Origin of the sequence: Streptomyces endophyticus (assembly GCF_035798155.1) — a bacterium.
Classification (GTDB): domain Bacteria; phylum Actinomycetota; class Actinomycetes; order Streptomycetales; family Streptomycetaceae; genus Streptomyces; species Streptomyces endophyticus.
The window spans coordinates 1-18,571 of the sequence record NZ_JAOZYC010000009.1 but is presented as its reverse complement, the minus strand read 5'-3'; the positions used below and the strand labels follow the sequence as shown (position 1 = coordinate 18,571).

The 18,571-nt window shown below is 70.1% G+C and carries 12 protein-coding genes; 4 read left to right on the top strand and 8 right to left on the bottom strand.

All coding sequences use genetic code 11. The annotated features are described in order from the left end of the window. Nucleotides 1-47: 47 nt before the first annotated feature. Nucleotides 48-5,015 (bottom strand): NAD-glutamate dehydrogenase, encoded by a 4,968-nt coding sequence (locus tag OKJ99_RS03105; protein ID WP_326014138.1) that lies wholly within the window; start codon nt 5,013-5,015, stop codon nt 48-50. Nucleotides 5,016-5,476: 461 nt separating this feature from the next. Here OKJ99_RS03105 and OKJ99_RS03100 point away from each other — a divergent pair, with 461 nt between their 5' ends. Further along, nucleotides 5,477-6,046 (top strand): DJ-1/PfpI family protein, encoded by a 570-nt coding sequence (locus OKJ99_RS03100; protein ID WP_326014137.1) that lies wholly within the window; start codon nt 5,477-5,479, stop codon nt 6,044-6,046. A gap of 454 nt (nt 6,047-6,500) precedes the next feature. On the opposite strand, the gene OKJ99_RS03095 is transcribed toward OKJ99_RS03100, so the two are convergent. From OKJ99_RS03095 to OKJ99_RS03085, 3 genes are all read right to left on the bottom strand, one after another. Beyond that, complete coding sequence (locus OKJ99_RS03095; protein ID WP_326014135.1) at nt 6,501-8,789, bottom strand: ATP-binding protein; 2,289 nt, start codon at nt 8,787-8,789, stop codon at nt 6,501-6,503. Nucleotides 8,790-8,941: 152 nt separating this feature from the next. Then, nucleotides 8,942-9,625 carry an HAD family hydrolase gene (locus tag OKJ99_RS03090; RefSeq protein WP_326014133.1) on the bottom strand — a complete coding sequence of 228 codons (684 nt, stop codon included), beginning with the start codon at nt 9,623-9,625 and terminating at the stop codon, nt 8,942-8,944. 31 nt (nt 9,626-9,656) lie between these two features. Next, nucleotides 9,657-10,175, bottom strand: a complete 519-nt coding sequence (locus tag OKJ99_RS03085) for a DUF6912 family protein (RefSeq protein WP_326014132.1) — start codon at nt 10,173-10,175, stop codon at nt 9,657-9,659. 268 nt (nt 10,176-10,443) lie between these two features. Between OKJ99_RS03085 and OKJ99_RS03080 the strand changes: the two genes are divergently transcribed. Then, nucleotides 10,444-10,902 (top strand): Rv3235 family protein, encoded by a 459-nt coding sequence (locus OKJ99_RS03080; RefSeq protein WP_326014131.1) that lies wholly within the window; start codon nt 10,444-10,446, stop codon nt 10,900-10,902. Between the two features lie 81 nt (nt 10,903-10,983). On the opposite strand, the gene secA is transcribed toward OKJ99_RS03080, so the two are convergent. Beyond that, nucleotides 10,984-13,809 (bottom strand): preprotein translocase subunit SecA, encoded by a 2,826-nt coding sequence (gene secA, locus OKJ99_RS03075; RefSeq protein ID WP_326014130.1) that lies wholly within the window; start codon nt 13,807-13,809, stop codon nt 10,984-10,986. A gap of 229 nt (nt 13,810-14,038) precedes the next feature. Here secA and OKJ99_RS03070 point away from each other — a divergent pair, with 229 nt between their 5' ends. Continuing rightward, a complete protein-coding gene (locus OKJ99_RS03070) occupies nt 14,039-14,611 on the top strand; it encodes a GNAT family N-acetyltransferase (protein ID WP_326014129.1) in 573 nt (190 codons plus the stop codon). A gap of 65 nt (nt 14,612-14,676) precedes the next feature. Next, nucleotides 14,677-15,864 (top strand): winged helix-turn-helix domain-containing protein, encoded by a 1,188-nt coding sequence (locus tag OKJ99_RS03065; protein ID WP_326014128.1) that lies wholly within the window; start codon nt 14,677-14,679, stop codon nt 15,862-15,864. Between the two features lie 24 nt (nt 15,865-15,888). On the opposite strand, the gene OKJ99_RS03060 is transcribed toward OKJ99_RS03065, so the two are convergent. The 3 genes from OKJ99_RS03060 to OKJ99_RS03050 all read right to left on the bottom strand — a co-directional run. Further along, nucleotides 15,889-16,641 (bottom strand): response regulator transcription factor, encoded by a 753-nt coding sequence (locus OKJ99_RS03060; protein WP_326014127.1) that lies wholly within the window; start codon nt 16,639-16,641, stop codon nt 15,889-15,891. A gap of 204 nt (nt 16,642-16,845) precedes the next feature. Continuing rightward, nucleotides 16,846-17,541 carry a ribosome hibernation-promoting factor, HPF/YfiA family gene (hpf, locus tag OKJ99_RS03055; protein ID WP_326014126.1) on the bottom strand — a complete coding sequence of 232 codons (696 nt, stop codon included), beginning with the start codon at nt 17,539-17,541 and terminating at the stop codon, nt 16,846-16,848. 335 nt (nt 17,542-17,876) lie between these two features. Next, nucleotides 17,877-18,571 (bottom strand): ComF family protein (locus OKJ99_RS03050; RefSeq protein ID WP_326014125.1); only part of this gene is annotated, 695 nt, incomplete at its 5' end.

Sequence of the window (18,571 nt, the reverse complement as noted above, 5' to 3'; positions counted from 1 at the left end):
GCGCCCCGAGCCGAATCCGGCTCGGGGCGCCCCCGTTCGCGTATCCGCTACGAGTGCGTGCGCAGCAGCGTACGCATCGTGCGCATGGCGACCGAGAGGTTCGCCAGGTCGAACGAGTCCGAGCCCTGGATCTCCACCAGGGTCGAGCGCGCCCGGCCCAGGATCGCCGCGTTCTTCTCCTCCCACGCCTTGAACCGCTGCTCGGGCGTCGAGGTCCCGTTGCCCGCCGCCAGTACGTCGGCGGTGAGCGCGGCGTGCGCCGCGAACAGGTCCTCGCGGATCGAAGCGCGGGCCATCGACTGCCAGCGGTCCGCGCGCGGCAGCTCGATGATGCGGTCCATGAGCTGCGTGATGGAGAGCCGGTCACCGAGGTCGTAGTAGACCTCGGCGACGGACAGCGCGTCCTTGCCCATACGGTCGGCGATCTGCACGATGTCGAGCGTCGGGAACGCGGACGAGAATCCGGCCACCCGCTCCGCCAGCTCCTCCGGCACACCCGCACCGGTCAGCTCGTCGAGGATGCCCTGGTACCACTCGGCGTCGGCGCCGCTCAGCATCTTCGGCATGGCGGCCCAGACCTCGGTGACGCCCTCCTTGAAGAAGTCGATCGTCTCCGCCAACTGGAGCGGCTGCGGGCGGTTGTTGAGCAGCCACCGCGTGCCGCGCTCGACGAGGCGGCGCGAGTGCAGGCGGATCCGGGTCTGCACGTCGGCGGCGACGACATTGTCGAGCGCCTCGACCGCGTCCCAGACCTCGCTGAGGCCGAAGATCTCGCGCGCGGCGAGCTGCGCCCGCACGATCTCCTCCAGGGACGCGCCCGTCTCCTCACGGAGGCGGTGCAGGAACGTCGAACCGCCCGTGTTCACCGTGTCGTTGACGAGGACCGTCGTGATGATCTCGCGGCGCAGCGCGTGCCCGTCGATCGCCTCGCCGTACTTCTCGCGCAGCGGCTTCGGGAAGTAGGCGTGCAGCAGGCGGCGCAGGTAGGCGTCGTCGGGGAGCGACGTCTGGATCAGCTCGTCGGACGCCGTGATCTTCGTGTACGCGAAGAGGACGGCGAGCTCCGGCTGGCTGAGGCCGCGCCCGGAGTTGAGGAGCTCCCTGATCTGCCGGTCGGTGGGCAGGAACTCCAGACCCCGGTCGAGGTGGCCCTGCTTGCCGAGGCGGCGCATGAACCGCTGGTGGGCGTGGAGCAGGGACGGCGCCTGGGCGCAGGAGTTGGCCAGGGCGATGTTCTGCGCGTAGTTGTTGCGCAGCACCAGGTGGCCGACCTCGTCCGTCATGGCGGCGAGCAGCTTGTTGCGCTGCTTGACCGTCATGTCGCCGTCGGAGACGAGCCCGTTGAGCAGGATCTTGATGTTCACCTCGACGTCCGAGGTGTTGACGCCCGCGCTGTTGTCGATGGCGTCGGTGTTCACCCGGCCGCCGGCGCGGGCGAACTCGATGCGGCCCAGCTGGGTCGCGCCGAGGTTGCCGCCCTCGCCGATGACCTTGGCGCGGACGTCCTGGCCGTCGACGCGGATCGCGTCGTTGGCCTTGTCGCCGACGTCCGCGTTGGACTCGACCGACGACTTGACGTACGTACCGATGCCGCCGTTCCACAGCAGGTCGACCGGCGCCTGGAGGATGGCCTTCATCAGCTCGGCCGGGGTCATCTTGGCCTGGCCGGACTCGATGCCGAGGGCCTCGCGGATATGGGCGTTGAGCTGGATCGACTTGGCGGAGCGCGGGAAGATGCCGCCACCCGCCGAGATCAGCTCCTTGTTGTACTCCGCCCAGCTCGACCGCGGCAGCTCGAACATCCGGCGGCGCTCGGCGTAGCCGGTGGCCGCGTCCGGCCTCGGGTCGATGAAGATGTGCCGGTGGTCGAAGGCGGCGACCAGGCGGATGTGCTCGCTCAGCAGCATGCCGTTGCCGAACACGTCACCGGACATGTCGCCGACGCCGACGACCGTGAAGTCCTCGGACTGGCTGTCGACGCCCAGCTCCCGGAAGTGCCGCTTGACGGACTCCCAGGCGCCGCGGGCGGTGATGCCCATGCCCTTGTGGTCGTAGCCCGCGCTGCCGCCGGAGGCGAAGGCGTCGCCGAGCCAGAAGTTGTACGACTCGGCGACCTGGTTCGCGATGTCGGAGAACGACGCCGTGCCCTTGTCGGCCGCGACCACGAGGTACGTGTCGTCAGTGTCTGGACTGTCGTGCCGCACGACGTCGGCGGGCGGCACGACCTCGCCGCCGACCAGGTTGTCGGTGATGTCGAGCAGCGCCGAGATGAACGTCTTGTACGCGGCGATGCCCTCGGCCATCCACGCGTCCCGGTCCACCGACGGGTCCGGCAGCTGCTTGGCGACGAAGCCGCCCTTCGCGCCGACCGGCACGATGACGGTGTTCTTCACCATCTGCGCCTTCACCAGGCCGAGGATCTCCGTACGGAAGTCCTCGCGCCGGTCCGACCAGCGCAGCCCACCGCGCGCGACCTTGCCGAAGCGCAGGTGCACGCCCTCGACGCGCGGCGAGTACACCCAGATCTCGTACGCGGGCCGCGGCGCGGGCAGGTCGGGGATGGCCTGCGGGTCGAACTTCATGGAGACGTACTCGTGCGGCTTGCCGCCCTGCGCCTCCTGGAAGAAGTTCGTGCGCAGCGTCGCCTTGATGACGGTGAGGAAGGACCGCAGGATCCGGTCCTCGTCGAGAGAGGCGACCTGGTCGAGGGCGCCGTCGACCTCTTCGAGCAGCCCGTCGATCAGCTCGGTCCCGGCGCGCTGCCGGTCCGGCGACATCCGCGCCTCGAACAGCGACACCAGCAGGCGCGTGGTGTGCACGTTCGTCCGGAGGGTGTCCTCCATGTAGTCCTGGCTGAACGTGGAGCCCGCCTGGCGCAGGTACTTGGCGTACGCGCGCAGCACCATCGCCTGACGCCAGTTCAGGCCGGCGCCCAGGACGAGGGAGTTGAAGCCGTCGTTCTCGGCGAGCCCGGTCCAGGTGGCGGCGAAGGCCTCCTGGAAGCGCTCGCGGCCGTCGGCGCCGAGGTCGTGCCCGTTGCCGTTCGACGGCTTCGGCATGCGCAGGCCGAAGTCGTAGATCCACGCGGTCTTGCCGTCGCTGCAACGCAGCTCGTACGGGCGCTCGTCGGTGACCTCGACGCCCAGGCGCTGGAGCACCGGCAGGACGGCGGAGAGCGAGACGGGCGCGCCGATCCGGTAGATCTTGAAGCGGCGCTCGCCGGGGGCGGCGCCCACCGGCTCGTACAGGGAGAGCTCGAAGTCCTTGTTCTCCTGCGTGAGCTGTTCGAGGTGGACCAGGTCGGCCACGGCGGCGCGCGGCGAGTGGTCGGCCTTGAAGCCCTCGGGGAACGCCTGGCCGTAGCGGCGCAGCAGTTCGGCCGCGCGCTCCTCGCCGCACTCGGCGTTCAGCGCCTCCCCGAAGCCGTCGGCCCAGGAGCGGGCGGCCTCGACGAGGCGGGCCTCGATCCGGTCCTTGTCGGCGTCGGAGAGCTCCGGCAGTTCGGTGCCCTGCGGGACCCGGACGACGAAGTGCAGCCGGGAGAGGATCGACTCGGTGTTCCAGGCGGTGAAGTCGACGCTGGTGCCGTCGAGCTCCTCCTTGAGGATGTCGATGATCCGCAGGCGCACGCCCGTGGTGTAGCGGTCGCGCGGCAGGTAGACGAGGGCCGAGTAGTAGCGGCCGTACTCGTCCTGGCGCAGGTAGAGCCGCAGCCTGCGGCGCTCCTGGAGGTAGAGCACGCTCGTGACGATGGACCGCAGCTCGTCGGCCGGGGTCTGGAAGAGCTCGTCGCGCGGGTACGTCTCCATGATCTGCATCAGGTCACGGCCGTCGTGGCTGTTGGGCGAGAAGCCCGCGCCCTTGAGGACCTCCTGGACCTTGCGCCGGATGACCGGGACGCGGCGCACGCTCTCGGTGTACGCGGCGGAGGAGAACAGGCCGAGGAAGCGGCGCTCGCCGACGACATTGCCCTCGGCGTCGAACTTCTTCACGCCGACGTAGTCGAGGTAGCTCGGCCGGTGCACGGTGGCGCGGCTGTTGGCCTTGGTGAGGACCAGCAGGCGGTGCTCGCGGGCCTTGGCGCGGGCGTCGGCCGGCAGGCGGTTGAAGGACGGCGAGACCGGGTGGTGCTCGTCGCGCTCGTGGTGCGGGTCGGAGCGCAGGATGCCGAGTCCGGTGCCGGGCACGGCGGCCAGCGAGTCGTCCTCGGAGAGGTTGTACTCGCGGAACCCGAGGAACGTGAAGTGGTCGGCGGCCAGCCAGCGCAGCAGCTCGCGGGCCTCCTCGACCTCCTGGTCGGGCAGGTCGCCCGCGGTCGGCTCGCCCGGCAGCTCCTCGGCGATGCGCAGCGCCGAGTCCCGCATCTTCTCCCAGTCCTCGACGCACTCCCGTACGTCGGACAGGACGCGCAGCAGGTCGGTGGTGATCTGCTTGAGGTCGGCGCGGTCGGTCTCGCGGTCCATCTCCACGTGGATCCACGACTCGGTGAGCACGTCGTGGGCCTCGGTGGACGTACCGGCCGGCAGTACCTCGAGGAGCTTGCCGGTGACATCGCGCCGGACGGTGACCTGCGGGTGGATGACGACGTGGATGCCGCGACCCTGCCGGGACAGCTCGTTGGTGACGGAGTCCACCAGGAACGGCATGTCGTCCGTGACGACCTCGACGACGGAGTGGCTGCAGGTCCAGCCGTTCTCCTCGACGGTCGGCGTGTGCACCTTCACGTTCGCGGTGCCTTGTGGTCGGTTCTCCGCAAGGCGGTAGTGCGAGTGCGCGGCCCCGAAGACATCGACCGGATCGCGGTCGCTCAGATCCTCCGGTGCGGTGTGGAGGTAGTAGCGCTGGAGGAACGCGAGCACGCTGTCGGCGTTCTTCGCGGTCCCGGCGGCCTTGGCGGCTTGAGTGCCCTCGCCCGTCGCCCCAGTCGGTAGGTTCCCCCCTACCGGGCTGTTCTCAGCTACCCGTGCGGCCCTGGTGAGCAGCTCGGCTTTGGCTTCGTCCAGCTTGGTCTGCATTGTCCTCTGGCTCCTGTCGCGCGCCGTTGCGAGACGTAGACGTGGCGTAGATGAATCGCTCGGCACAACGTCCCGACGCGGGGTGTCCGGTCTGAGACGACGTTATGCCTGGATGAGAGATGGGTGGACGACAATGCGCCGTTTTCAACGAAAAGGCCATCCGCCCGAAATGATCAGCGGCTGAGCGCCGGGCACGACCGCTGTGGCAGGTCGTGATCTCCCGGCGCGGGCAGGGGGCGACGATGCCCCCGCGAGATATCGCGCTGATCACGGGACCAGGCTATCGCTCCCCGAGGGGGCATCGTCATGAGCTGCTTGTGTACAAAACAGGGGGTCGAACTTTGACAGTCTGCACAGAACCCCTGAAGCCCTTGCGTAGTACGGGCTCTTGCCAGCCGGGCGGCGCGGCGACACGTTGGGCGCACGACACGGCGGATCCCGGCGAGGGGAGTGTGTGACCAATGGCACCCAAAATCCTGATCGTCACCGGCGACGCGGCGGAGTCGCTGGAAGTCCTGTACCCCTACCAGCGGCTGCGCGAGGAGGGGTACGAGGTCGACATCGCGGCGCCGACCCGCAAGAAGCTCCGGTTCGTGGTGCACGACTTCGAGCCCGGCTTCGACACGTACACGGAGAAGCCCGGCTACACCTGGCCCGCCGACCTGGCCTTCTCCGAAGTCGATCCGGGTCAGTACGCCGCATTGGTGATTCCCGGTGGCCGGGCGCCCGAGTACCTGCGCGGCGACGCCGAGCTCCGCAAGATCGTCAAGTCCTTCTTCGACACCGACAGGCCCGTCGCACAGATCTGCCACGGCCCGCTCCTGACGGCGTCGGTGGACGCACTGCGGGGCCGGCGCGTCACGGCGTACCCGGCCCTTGAGACGGACATGCAGGCGGCGGGGGCCACCTTCCAGGACGCGGAGGTGATCGTCGACGGCACCCTGGTCTCCTCCCGCGCCTGGCCCGACCACGCGCAGTGGATGCGGGAGTTCCTGACGGTGCTGCGGGCGAAGGCGCCGGCCGCGGGCTGACACCCCGGGCCGGAAAGAGGTGCGGTGGCTGCCCCGCCGACGAGGGCAGCCACCGAAACGCGCCGTGCCCCGGATGCAGCGACGGGGAGCCGATGCCACGACAGCCGTGGGGAGTTGACCAATGCCGTCCGGCGCCCCGCCGCGCCGTTCTTCCAGAGCACGCGACACCTGTACAGACTGACGTGCGCGGGAAGCCCCCGGCATCGGTATCGAGCGGGAGCCGTATACGCATTTGGGCGTAGGAGCCGGGATCCGTATACCTAGGGGCCTTCTGACGGATCAGGCTGGACGCGGACGGCGTCAATGGGCGGTGCAGGCGAGTGGGGTCTGGTGCGTGCAGCTGCAAGGCGGAGGAGGGCGTCAACGCGGAGCGTTGGCAACCGACGACAACGCCGCAGATGTGCGTGCCAGGGCCCGCGACTCCGGCAAGATCCGTCAGAAGGGCCCTAGGGGCCTAGCGAGGGGCTCCCGTCTCCGTGACCGCCGCGATCTCGGTCCTTGAGCCCACTCCCAACTTCGCCAGGATGTGCTCCACATGCGCGTCCGCGGTCCGCTTGGAGATCACCAGACGCTCGGCGATCTCCCGGTTGGACATGCCCTCCGCCACCAGCGCCGCGACCTCCCGCTCCCGCCGGGTGAGCGCGTCCACCCCGGCACCGCGCGCCGACGGCAGCGGCGCCACCGAGGGCGCGTCGGCCCCGGACCGTACGGCGTCGAGCACCTGCCGCCCCGAAAGCCGCGCCCCGACGCCCCACCACCGCTCGAACTCCTCATCGCCCAGGGCGAGCAGCACGGCGCCGCGCACGGACTCCTGCTCCTCGAAGAGGGACGGCAGCATCCCGACCGGGTCGCCGCCCCCGAGCCGCCGCGCGTTCTCCGCGTACCCGAGCAGCCACGCCGCCCGCACCTGCCGCTTGTCGTACGCGGCGGACCAGGCGAGACCGAGGCAGCACAGCGCGGCGACCAGCACCTCGTCGATCTCCGCGGCGGCCTCCAGGCCCCGGCACAGCGAGGCGACGGCGTCCTTCCGCTCCCCGGCGAGCCAGCGGATGACGCCCTGCACCATGTACGTGGACCCGAGGAGCTGCCGCTCCCCCGTGCCCTCCAGGTGGGCGAGTCCCGTGCGGCACAGTGCGAGCGCGCCGTCCGTGTCCCCGAGCACGCCGAGCAGCAGCGCCGCTTCGTAGTGGATGACGCCGATGCCGAGGCCGTCCTCGCGCGCCAGGATCCGCTGCCGCGCGTCCTCCATGGCGTCGAGGCCGTCGGCCTCCCCGCACAGCGCGCCGAGGCCGCCCAGATACGCGTCGCAGAACAGCTCGACCCGGTCGTTGCCCGAGCGGCGCGCGATGTCGACGGCCCGGTGGAAGAGTTCGAGCGCACCCGGCAGATCTCCCTGCCACACCGAGAACAGGGCGGTCATGAACCGCCCCCACGCCTGCTCCTGCCCCACCTCTTCGAGGAGCGCGAGCCCCTTCTCGATCCAGTACCGCCCCTCGGAGAGCAGGCCGACCGCCCGCCAGTACGGGCCGAGCTGCGCGGCGAACCACACGCCGGAGGCCACCGAATCGGGGCTCTGGTACGCGTATTCGAGCGCGGCCCGGACATCGGCCCGCGCCGCGCGCAGCACCCGGTAGTGCCCGACCTGCTCGGACGTCAGGAAGCCGTCCCAGTACCGCTGCCCGAGCTCCCGGTGGTACGCGGAGTGCCGCCGGCGCACGGTGGCCGACTGCCCCGCCTCCTCCAGCCATTCGGCGCCGTACTCGCGGATGGTGTCGAGCATCCGGTACCGGCCGCCGTTCTCCCCGATCCGCTGCACGACGGACTTGTCGACGAGCCCGATGAGCTGCTCCAGGACGTCACCGCTCGCCAACTCACCGCCCGCGCCCACGACTTCGGCGGCGGCCAGCTCGAAGGAGCCCGCGAAGACGGAGAGCCGGGCCCACAGCAACCGCTCCTGCGGCGTGCACAGTTCGTGCGACCAGCCGATCGCCGTACGCAGCGTCTGGTGCCGGGTCAGCGCGGTGCGGCGCCCGCCCGTGAGCACCTCGAAGCGCTGCCCGAGCCGCTGCACCAGCTGTTCGAGGGGCACCGCCCGCAGCCGTACCGCCGCCAGCTCGATGGCGAGTGGGATCCCGTCGAGACGCCGGGCGAGCGCCGCGAGCTGCTCCCGGTTCGCCTCGTCCACGGCGAACCCCGGCACCACGGCGGACGCCCGCTGCACGAACAGCTCGAGCGCGTCGTCGGGGGCGAGCGGCGCGATGGCGCGGCAGCGCTCCCCCGGTACGTCGAGCGGCTGCCTGCTGGTGGCGAGCACGCTGACGCCGGCCGCCTCCCGCAGCAGCACGTCGGTGAGCATGGCGCAGGCGTCGACGAGGTGCTCGCACGTGTCGAGCACGATGAGCAGCTGCCGCCCCTGAAGGTGCGCGACGACGGCGTCGAGCGGCTCCATGCCCGCCTGTTCGGGCAGTTCGAGCACGGCGGCCAGGGTCACGGGGATCAGCTCGGGGTCGCGCAGCGCGCTCAGCTCGACGAGCCACACCCCGTCCGGGAACCGCCCGGCCAGCCCGGCCGCGGCCCGCATCGCCGTGCGGCTCTTGCCGACGCCGCCCGGGCCCACCAGGGTGACGAGGCGGGCGCTCTCGAACCCGGCCCGTACCTCGGCCAGTTCGGCCGTCCTGCCGACGAACGTGGTGACCTCCACGGGGAGTTGACCGCCCCGTCGCTGACCGAATCCGAAACCCATGACTCACGCCCCCGTCGTATCGCCGCCGCGCCACCGGCCCCAGCACAGCGTACGCAGCCGACAGCGGAGGGTGAACCGGGTCGATGCAAAAGGCGACGGATACGGGGCAGTTCACCGCTCCTGTTGACGGCTGGGGTCCTCAGGGGCGCGGGTCAGGCCGCCGCGGCCATCCGCTCGGCCTCGCGCACCGCGTCCGCCAGGGTGTCGACGACGGGAGCGCCCACCCCTTCCAGGCTGGCCCGGCTGTGCGAGCCACCGGTGTAGAGGACGGCCTGCGCGCCCGCGGCGATCGCGGCCACCGCGTCGTCGGCGGCGTCCCCGATGACCACGGTCCGCTCCGGGGCCACACCGTCGAGGACTCCGAGGTGCCGCACCATGTGCTCGGCCTTGCTGCCGCCGGAGGGGCCCGTCCGCCCATCGACGCGCACGAACCGCTCGGCGATCCCCAACCGGCGTACCAGCGGCACGAGTTCCTCGTGTCCGGCCATGCTGAGGATGGACTGGCTGCGCCCTGCCTCCTGCCAGCCGGCCAGCAGCAGTTCGACGCCCTCGGCGAGCCTGCACTCCACCGAGTACCGCGCGTAGTGCTGGTGGAACGCGCCGTCCATCGCCGTCCACTCGGCCTCGGTGGGCAGCCGGCCCATCAGCCGCTCGTAGAACTTGGGGATGGGTATGCAGTACAGCTCGCGGTATGTCTCCAGCGTGATCGGTTCAAGACCGACCGCCGCGAAGGCCGCGTTGCTGGCGCGGATGACGGCGTCGTTGTCGTGGAACAGCGTGCCGTTCCAGTCCCAGACGATGTGCGTGGCTGCGTGCGTCCCGAAGTGCTTCCCCATGGCAGGAAACTACCCACCCCGGGGCGGTCCGTCAGTGGCCGCCCTCACCCAAGAGGCCCGGGATCTCCTGCGTGGCGAACCACAGCAGGTCGTGGTCCTCGGCGCCGTCCACGACGAACTGCGCGTCGGCGTCGCCCCGGTCGGCCGCGGCGAGCGCCTCCGCTGCGACCGCGACATCGGCGTCGGCGTCGCCCGAGTCGACGTGCACGGCAGCGGCCTTCGCCAGCGGCACGGCCTCGCGCACCGTCAGCTCGCCGAGCGCACCCTGCTCGGACCCGCGGTCCGGCTCCGCGACGGCGGCCCCGTCCGGCACGTCCACGGCGACGACGACTCGGCGGCGCGCGGCCCCGGGGTCGGCGGCGACGAGGCGCAGCGAGGCGAGCGCCGCCCTGCCCAGCGCCGCGTACTCCAGCTCCTCGATGTCCTCGGACAGGTACCACTCACGCAGCGCGGGCGTCACGGCGAAGGCGGTGACGGGCGCGGGCCCGATCTCGCCGGCCTTGTACGCCTCTGCGAGTCGAGGCAGGGACAGAGGTACGTACACGCGCATGGTCCGGCTGCTTTCTGCTCTGCGTCGGGGGCTTCAGGATACGTGGGCGTCCCCCTTCGGGCCGCCGCCCGTGCCCGCCCGGGCGTCAACACCCGCCCGCGGCCGGCCTCCGTACGCTCCCGGGATCCCGGCCCCCGTGCCGGCCCGGTCACCCTGATAGGCGAACCCACCGCCGCGCCCCGGCGCCGCCCACCGGCCCTTGCCGCCGCGCCCTCCGGCCTCGTACAAGATCCCCACGAGGAGTTACCGGCCGGTATCGGGAGGCGTCATGCAGAAGGTCATGAACAGTCGGGGACCCCGCGGAAACACCCGTCCGCCCACACGCCGCGACACCCGTCGCCCCGGCGCGGGACCGCGGCGCGTCCCACCACAGGTCCCGCTGCACCCCACCGAGCTGTTCACGCAGCGCCTGCTCCTGGTGCTCAGCGGCGACAGGCCCTTGCACTGGTTCGCCCGCCACGCCGCGCACCAGGCCTTCGACGACCTGCTCTGGCTGGTGGAACGCCGCGCCCTGCTGCCCGGCGCCGGACCCCGACCGACCGTGCACGGCATCGGCCACTTCGAACCCGCCCCCGGCAGCTACGAGGTGTTCGCCCGCATCGCGGTCGGCCCCCGGCTGCACGCCCTGGCCTTCCGGCTCGCCCTGGGCGAGGACCAGCGGTGGCGCTGCACGGCGGTGGAACTGGGCGGCCGACCACCTCGGGACACCGCGGGCTCCAGCGGGTGAGAGCAAGGGAAAAGGAGCTGGGCACCCTGTGCCCAGCCCCTTCACACACATCGCGTCACGCGTCGCGTCACCCGCGCAACGTCACTTCTTGCGACGGCGGCCCTTCTGCTGCTTGCGCCGCTCGGCGCGGGTCAGCCCGTCCGCCGAGGAGCGCGTGGGCCCGCCCTCGGTCACGAAGTCGCCCTCGTCGACACCGCCCTCGGCGTTCGGCGCCTGGAAGTGCAGGCGGTCGGGACGCTGCGGAGCGTCCAGGCCCTTGGCCCGGATCTCCGGACGGCCCCCGGCCTGCGCCGGCACCGCGTCCTGCTTCTCCAGGTTCGCCGGCGCCGAGTCCGCCACCGGGACCTCCTCGACCTGCTGCTCGACCTGGACCTCCAGGTTGAACAGGTAGCCGACGGACTCCTCCTTGATGCCCTCCATCATGGCGGTGAACATGTCGAAGCCCTCGCGCTGGTACTCGACCAGCGGGTCCTTCTGCGCCATGGCGCGCAGGCCGATGCCCTCCTGGAGGTAGTCCATCTCGTAGAGGTGCTCGCGCCACTTGCGGTCGAGCACGCTCAGCACGACCCGGCGCTCCAGCTCACGCATGATCTCGGACCCGAGCTGCTCCTCGCGCGCCGCGTACTGCGCGTGGATGTCGTCCTTGACGGCCTCGCCGATGAACTCGGCCGTCAGACCGGCCCGGTCCCCGACCTCCTCCTCGAGCTCCTCCACGGTGACCTTGACCGGGTAGAGCTGCTTGAACGCGCCCCACAGCCGGTCGAGGTCCCACTCCTCGGCGAAGCCCTCGGCGGTCTCGGCGCCGATGTACTCGTCGATCGTGTCGTCCATGAAGTGCTGCACCTGCTCGTGCAGGTCCTCACCCTCCAGGACGCGGCGCCGCTCGCCGTAGATGACCTCGCGCTGCCGGTTGAGCACCTCGTCGTACTTCAGGACGTTCTTACGCGTCTCGAAGTTCTGCTGCTCGACCTGCGACTGGGCGGAGGCGATGGCGCGGGTCACCATCTTGTTCTCGATCGGGACGTCGTCCGGCACGTTCGCCATCGACATCACGCGCTCGACCATCTGCGCCTTGAAGAGCCGCATGAGGTCGTCACCGAGCGACAGGTAGAAGCGGGACTCACCGGGGTCGCCCTGACGGCCACTACGACCACGCAGCTGGTTGTCGATACGCCGCGACTCGTGCCGCTCCGTACCGAGCACGTAGAGCCCGCCGAGGCTCTTGACCTCCTCGAACTCGGCCCGCACCGCCTGCTCGGCCTTCTCCAGGGCGGCGGGCAGCGCGGCCGCCCACTCCTCGACGTGCTCGACCGGGTCGAGCCCTGCCTGGCGCAGCTCGGCCTCGGCGAGGTCGTCCGGGTTGCCGCCGAGCTTGATGTCGGTGCCACGACCGGCCATGTTCGTCGCGACCGTGACCGAGCCCTTGCGGCCGGCCTGGGCGATGATCGTGGCCTCACGGTCGTGCTGCTTCGCGTTCAGCACTTCGTGCTGAATACCGCGCTTGCTGAGCTGCTGCGACAGGTACTCCGACTTCTCGACGGAGGTCGTACCCACCAGGATCGGCTGGCCCTGCCCGTGCTTCTCCGCGATGTCGTCCACGACCGCGTCGAACTTGGCGACCTCGGTGCGGTAGATCAGGTCCGCCTGGTCCGCACGGACCATCGGCCGGTTCGTCGGGATCGGCACGACGCCCAGCTTGTAGATCTGGTGGAACTCGGCGGCCTCGGTCATGGCCGTACCGGTCATGCCGGAGAGGCCGCTGTCGTAGCCCTCGCGCTTGTAGAGGCGGAAGAAGTTCTGGAGGGTGATGGTCGCCAAGGTCTGGTTCTCGTCCTTGATGTCCACCCCTTCCTTCGCCTCGATCGCCTGGTGCATGCCCTCGTTGTAGCGGCGGCCGGCGAGGATACGGCCGGTGTGCTCGTCGACGATCATGACTTCGCCGTCGATGACGACGTAGTCCTTGTCCTTCTTGAAGAGTTCCTTGGCCTTGATGGCGTTGTTCAGGTAACCCACGAGCGGCGTGTTGACCGACTCGTAGAGGTTCTCGATCCCGAGCCAGTCCTCGACCTTGGCCACACCCGGCTCGTGGATCGCCACGGTGCGCTTCTTCTCGTCGACCTCGTAGTCGCCGGTCTCCTCGATGCCCTTCAGCGTGTTGCCCGCCTCGCCCTTCTTGAGGCGCGTGACGAGCTTCGCGAAGTCGCCGTACCACTTCGTGGCCTGGTCGGCGGGGCCGGAGATGATCAGCGGCGTACGGGCCTCGTCGACGAGGATCGAGTCGACCTCGTCGACCACGGCGAAGTTGTGGCCGCGCTGGACGAGCTCGTCCTGGGACCACGCCATGTTGTCGCGGAGGTAGTCGAAGCCGAACTCGTTGTTCGTGCCGTACGTGATGTCGCAGTTGTACTGCTCGCGACGCTGCGCCGGGGTCATGTTCGCGAGGATGCAGCCGACGCTCAGGCCGAGGAACTTGTGAACGCGGCCCATCATCTCGGAGTCGCGCTCGGCCAGGTAGTCGTTCACCGTGATCAGGTGGACGCCCTTGCCGGACAGCGCGTTCAGATACGTCGGCAGCGTGCCGACCAGGGTCTTGCCCTCACCGGTCTTCATCTCCGCCACGTAACCGAAGTGGAGCGCGGCGCCACCCATCAGCTGCACGTCGTAGGGGCGCTGGCCCAGCACGCGGCGGGCGGCCTCACGGACGGTGGCGAATGCCTCGGGCAGCAGGTCGTCGAGGGTCTCGCCGTCCTCGAACCGCTGCTTGTACTCGTCCGTGAGTGCGCGCAGCTCGGCGTCGGAGAGACTCTCGAAGTCCTCTTCGATGGAGTTGACCTGGTCCGCGATGCGGTGCAGCTTGCGCAGGATCTTGCCTTCGCCTGCACGCATGAGCTTCTGGAGGACGGACACGGGGGTTGGTCTCCTTGCCGGTCGGGCCTGGCACGGTCGGTGTTCTCTGAAAACTTCTAGGTATTACTGGGTACTACCAAGGACTACTGAAGCAACGGCCATCGTATGCGAGGACCCCACCGTGCCGGGAGGTCTGCCATCAGGTCCAACGCGCGGGCCGCCGCGAAGGTGCCGGTACGACCCATGAAAAGTCATGGCGCCCCTGCCGCGTGCCGAGCAGAATCGGGCGATGGACCCCGTGACGCTGACCACCGACCGCCTGCAGCTGCACACCTTCGTACCCGCCGACATCGACGAGGTGTACGTCGCGGCCCAGGATCCCGACATCCAGCGCTGGACCACGATTCCCTCGCCGTACGCGCGCGTGGACGCCGAATACTTCATCAACCGTGTCGTCGTGGACGGCTGGCTCGGTGACACGGAGTACACATTCGCGATACGGACCGAGGACCGCGGCCCGGTGGTCGGCGCCGTCGCCCTCCACCACCCGCGCGCGGGCGCCTGGGAAGTCGGCTTCTGGACGGCCAAGCGGTTCCGCGGCCACGGCTATATGACGGAGGCCGTCCTGGGCGTGGCCCGCTGGGCCTTCACCGACCTCTCCTGTACGCGCCTGGAGTGGCGCGCGGAGGTGGGCAACGTCGGCTCCCTCACGGTGGCGGAACGCGCGGGCTTCACCCTGGAGGCCACCCTCCGCGCGGCCATGCCCAACAAGGGCGTCCTACGAGACTGCTGGCTGGCCTCCCTGCTCCCCTCGGACCTGGGCCTCCCCACCCCTCTGCCGTACCTCCCGGCCCCGAGCTAGCCGCCCGCCCAGCCCCTGCTCCGCCACGCACGCCGTTGTCAGACCCGACCTCTATCGTTCCCGCCATGACGACCTCGCCGCGTCCCACCGCCGCCTTGTCCGCCGACGAAGCCCGCCGCATCGTCCTCCGCGCCCAGGGCTTCCTCGGCGCCCCCGACCGCAAGGCCGGCGTCCGTGGCGTACTCCGCCATCTCGGCGCGGTCCAGCTCGACACGATCTCCGTACTCGCCCGCTCGCACGAGCTGATCCCCTACGCCCGCCTGGGTTCGGTGCCCCGGACCAAGGTCGAGTCGGCGTACTGGACGCCGGGCGCGGCCCCGGCCACCGCCCCCCACGCCTTCGAGTACTGGTCGCACGCCGCCTGTGTGCTCCCCATCGAGGAATGGCCGCACTTCGCCTTCCGCCGCCGCGCCTACCGCTCCCGCCCCCACTGGCACCACTACCTCCCCGACGGCGCGTACGACCAGGTGATCAAGCAACTCCGCGCGGAGGGCCCCCTCACCGCCACGGAACTGGGCGGCGCGAAGAACAAGGGCGAGTGGTGGGACTGGTCCGAGTCGAAGATCGCCGTCGAGCGCGCGCTGATGTACGGCGAGGTGGTCTGCGTGGAGCGCCGCGGCTGGAAGCGGATCTACGACCTGGCGGAGCGCGCGATCCCGTCGGCCCTCCTGCACGACGACCTCGACGACACCGAGTGCGTCCGGCGCCTGGTCCGCCAGGCCGGCGAGGCCCTCGGTGTCGGCACGCGCGCGGACATCGCGGACTACCACCGCCTGAGGAGCGATCAGTTCGACGCGGTGATCGAGGACACCGGCCTCGTCCCGGTCACGGTGGAGGGCTGGGGCGGCAAACCGGCCTGGGCCGACCCCGCGGCCCTGGATTCAGCGCCCCGCGGCCGCCACCGCACCACGCTCCTGTCCCCCTTCGACTCCCTGATCTGGGAGCGCGCACGTACGGAGCGGATCTTCGGCTTCACGCACCGCCTGGAGGCCTACGTCCCCAAGCCGAAGCGGATCCACGGCTACTTCGCGATGCCGGTCCTGTCCGGCGGCCGCCTGGTGGGCCGCGTGGACCCCGCGCGCGCGGGCAGCACGCTGGTCGCCAAGCAGGTCTCCCTGGACGGCCCGAAGGCCGTACCGGCGGTGGCGGCGGCACTGCACGAGGCGGCGAGCTGGGTCGGCTGCGACAGCGTAAGAGTCGAGCACATGGAGTCGGCCCCCCTGAAGCGGTCCCTCGTCGAGGCCCTCTCCTAGGAGCTCCGGCCTGGAGACCCCGCCCTAGCGGATCTCCAGGATCTTCTCCCGCATCGCGTACACCACGGCCTCCATCCTGGAGTGCAGCTGAAGCTTCTCCAGGATGTTGCGCACGTGGTTCTTCACGGTGTTCTCGGAGATGAACAACTCCTTGGCGATGTCCCGGTTGTTCATGCCCGTGGCCACCAGCTTGAGCACCTCGAGCTCCCGGTCGGTCAACCGGGGCGCGGGCACGAGCCGACGCTCGTCCGTGCGCTGGATCATCGACTTGAACTCGGTGAGCAGCTTCGACGCCATGGACGGGCTGATCTGCGACTGCCCGTCGGCGACGGCGCGAATGGCCGTGGCCACCTCGTCGGTCGAGATCTCCTTCAACAGATATCCCGTCGCGCCCGCCTTGATCGCGTCGTAGAGATCGGCTTCCTCATCGCTGATCGTCAACATGATGATCTTGGCGCTGGGCGCCACCTCCTTGATGGAGGTGCACGCCTCGATGCCGCCTCTCTTGGGCATCCGTACGTCCATGAGGACGATGTCCGGCAGCAGATCGGCCGCCTTGTCCACGGCCTCCGCCCCATCACCCGCCTCACCGACGACCTGGATGTCCTCCTCGGCCTTGAGGACGATCTCCAGGCCGCGCCTGAACAGGGCATGGTCGTCCACCACAAGTACCCGGATGGGTTCCTCACGCGAGGATCCGGCATCCGGCCCCATGTCGGCGCCGTCCTCGCCGGCACCGGCGTCCTCGCCCCGCATCAGTCCGAAGCTGTCCGCCATCGTTCCTCCCCCTGAAGGCCGCGGCCCGTCTTCCTGTGCCGCGCCAACCCGAGGCACCAGCACGCCGGTTGACCCGGCCCGGCCATGATTTCATGCCGCGGCGTCGGCGCGATGGCCGTGCGGTGCACAAGGGGGTCGCACGAGGGTGCCCCTGGGGGCGCACGCGCACCCCAGGGGCACCCGATGAGTGGGTGTCAGTTGTGGTCAGGCGCCGATGGCGTCGCCCCCGTCGGCTCCCCTGACCTGGGAGACCATGGGGTCGGTGCTGAGGTGGATGACGCCGTAGTCGTAGGCGTGCCGCCGGTAGACGACGCTGGGTTCCTTCGTCTCGGAGTCGACGAACAGATAGAAGTCGTGCCCGACCAGCTCCATCTCGTAGAGCGCCTGATCGAGCGTCATGGGTGCCGCCACGTGTGTCTTCTCACGGACGACGAGCGGACCCTCGCCCTTGACCTCGAGCGAACCCATCTTGGTGGTCGGTACGCCGTCGGGCTCGGCCTCCTCGGCCTTGGCGATCGTGCCGTCCCCGTTGAGCAGGGCGGCGTCCGGAACGTGCTCGGCGACCTCTGCTGCCGAGATCCGCTTGCCGCGCCGCGACGACCGCTTGTCGTGCTGCTTGCGCAGGCGCGCGTCGAGCTTGTCCGTGGCCAGGTCCAGCGCCGCGTACGGGTCACTTGCCGCAGCTTCCGCCCTGATCACCGGGCCACGCGTGCGCAGTGTGATCTCGACGCGCTCGCACCGGTCCGCCTGCCGGGGGTTCGGCTCCTTGGACACCTCGACGTCGAGGCTGATCACCTTGCCGTCGAGCTTCTGGATCTTCTCCAGCTTCAGCTTCTCGGCCACGTGCTTACGGAACCGCTCTGGTACCTCGGTCTTGCGGCCCTTGACGACGATGTCCACGCAGAACTCCGTTCCCGGATAGCCCCGCTCCTTGGGCGGAGCATCTCCCTTTTGCACCAGACTCCGGCCACTTCCGGAGTCTCGGACTCGGTGACTTCCACCTCCTCCTCCCCCGTGGACAAGATCTCCACCCCACCATGCCGGGTGATTGCGAAAACGCCTGTGCAATGTCCCGACAGGGCAATCCAATGGTGAGGGGCGGCGCCCGCCTTTCCTGCCGAGTTCCTCACAACCGAACATATCTCGCCTGGACGGTTGTCGGCACCCTCTACTGACACGTACCTCCAACCGAGCGAATGAACCCTGTCTCTACCTGCAACGATGCAGATTCCCAACTAGTTCCAGTTTATTTCGAAGGAATCCGGAGATGCAGCCACGACGGCCGCCCGGAACATGATCCGGTCGGCCTCACACGCCATTCCCGGACCTGCCTCCGAGCAGCCCCGCTCCGCCCCGGGTTCCCACTCGATCTTCTTTGAACCGGTCGCGACCGCTATTGCGCGCGCCGCCTCCGCCAAAGAAGCGCCCGTCGTGATCAGGTCGTCGACCAGCACGATCCGGCCAATTCCGGTGAGCGGCCCGCTGCCACCGCCCACCACCTCCAGCGCGCCCGTCACATTCACGAACCGCTGCCGGGCGTCCAGACCCGACTGGTCGGCCACCGCGCGCCGCTGCCGCAGCACGGCGAGCACCCGCGCCGCCACGCCCGCACGGCGCAGCTCGGCCGCCGCCGCGTACGCGATCCGCCGCGTCGGGTCGTGCCCGCGCGCCCGCACGGCACGCGGCGCGGACGGCACAGGGACCAGCGTCACGGGGCCCAGGGCGCCACCAGGAGCCCTCCCGTACCCGTCGCCCCACCCTGCCCCACCGTCCATGAGTGCGGCCCGCACCGCCCCGGCGAGCGCCGCTCCCAGCGGCCGGGCGAGGCCGAGCGCACCGCGCTCCTTGTGGGCGAGGAGCACGGCCCGCACCGCGTTCCGGTACGGGACGGCGCCGAACACCACCGGCATCCCCGGCGGAGCCGGCCGCG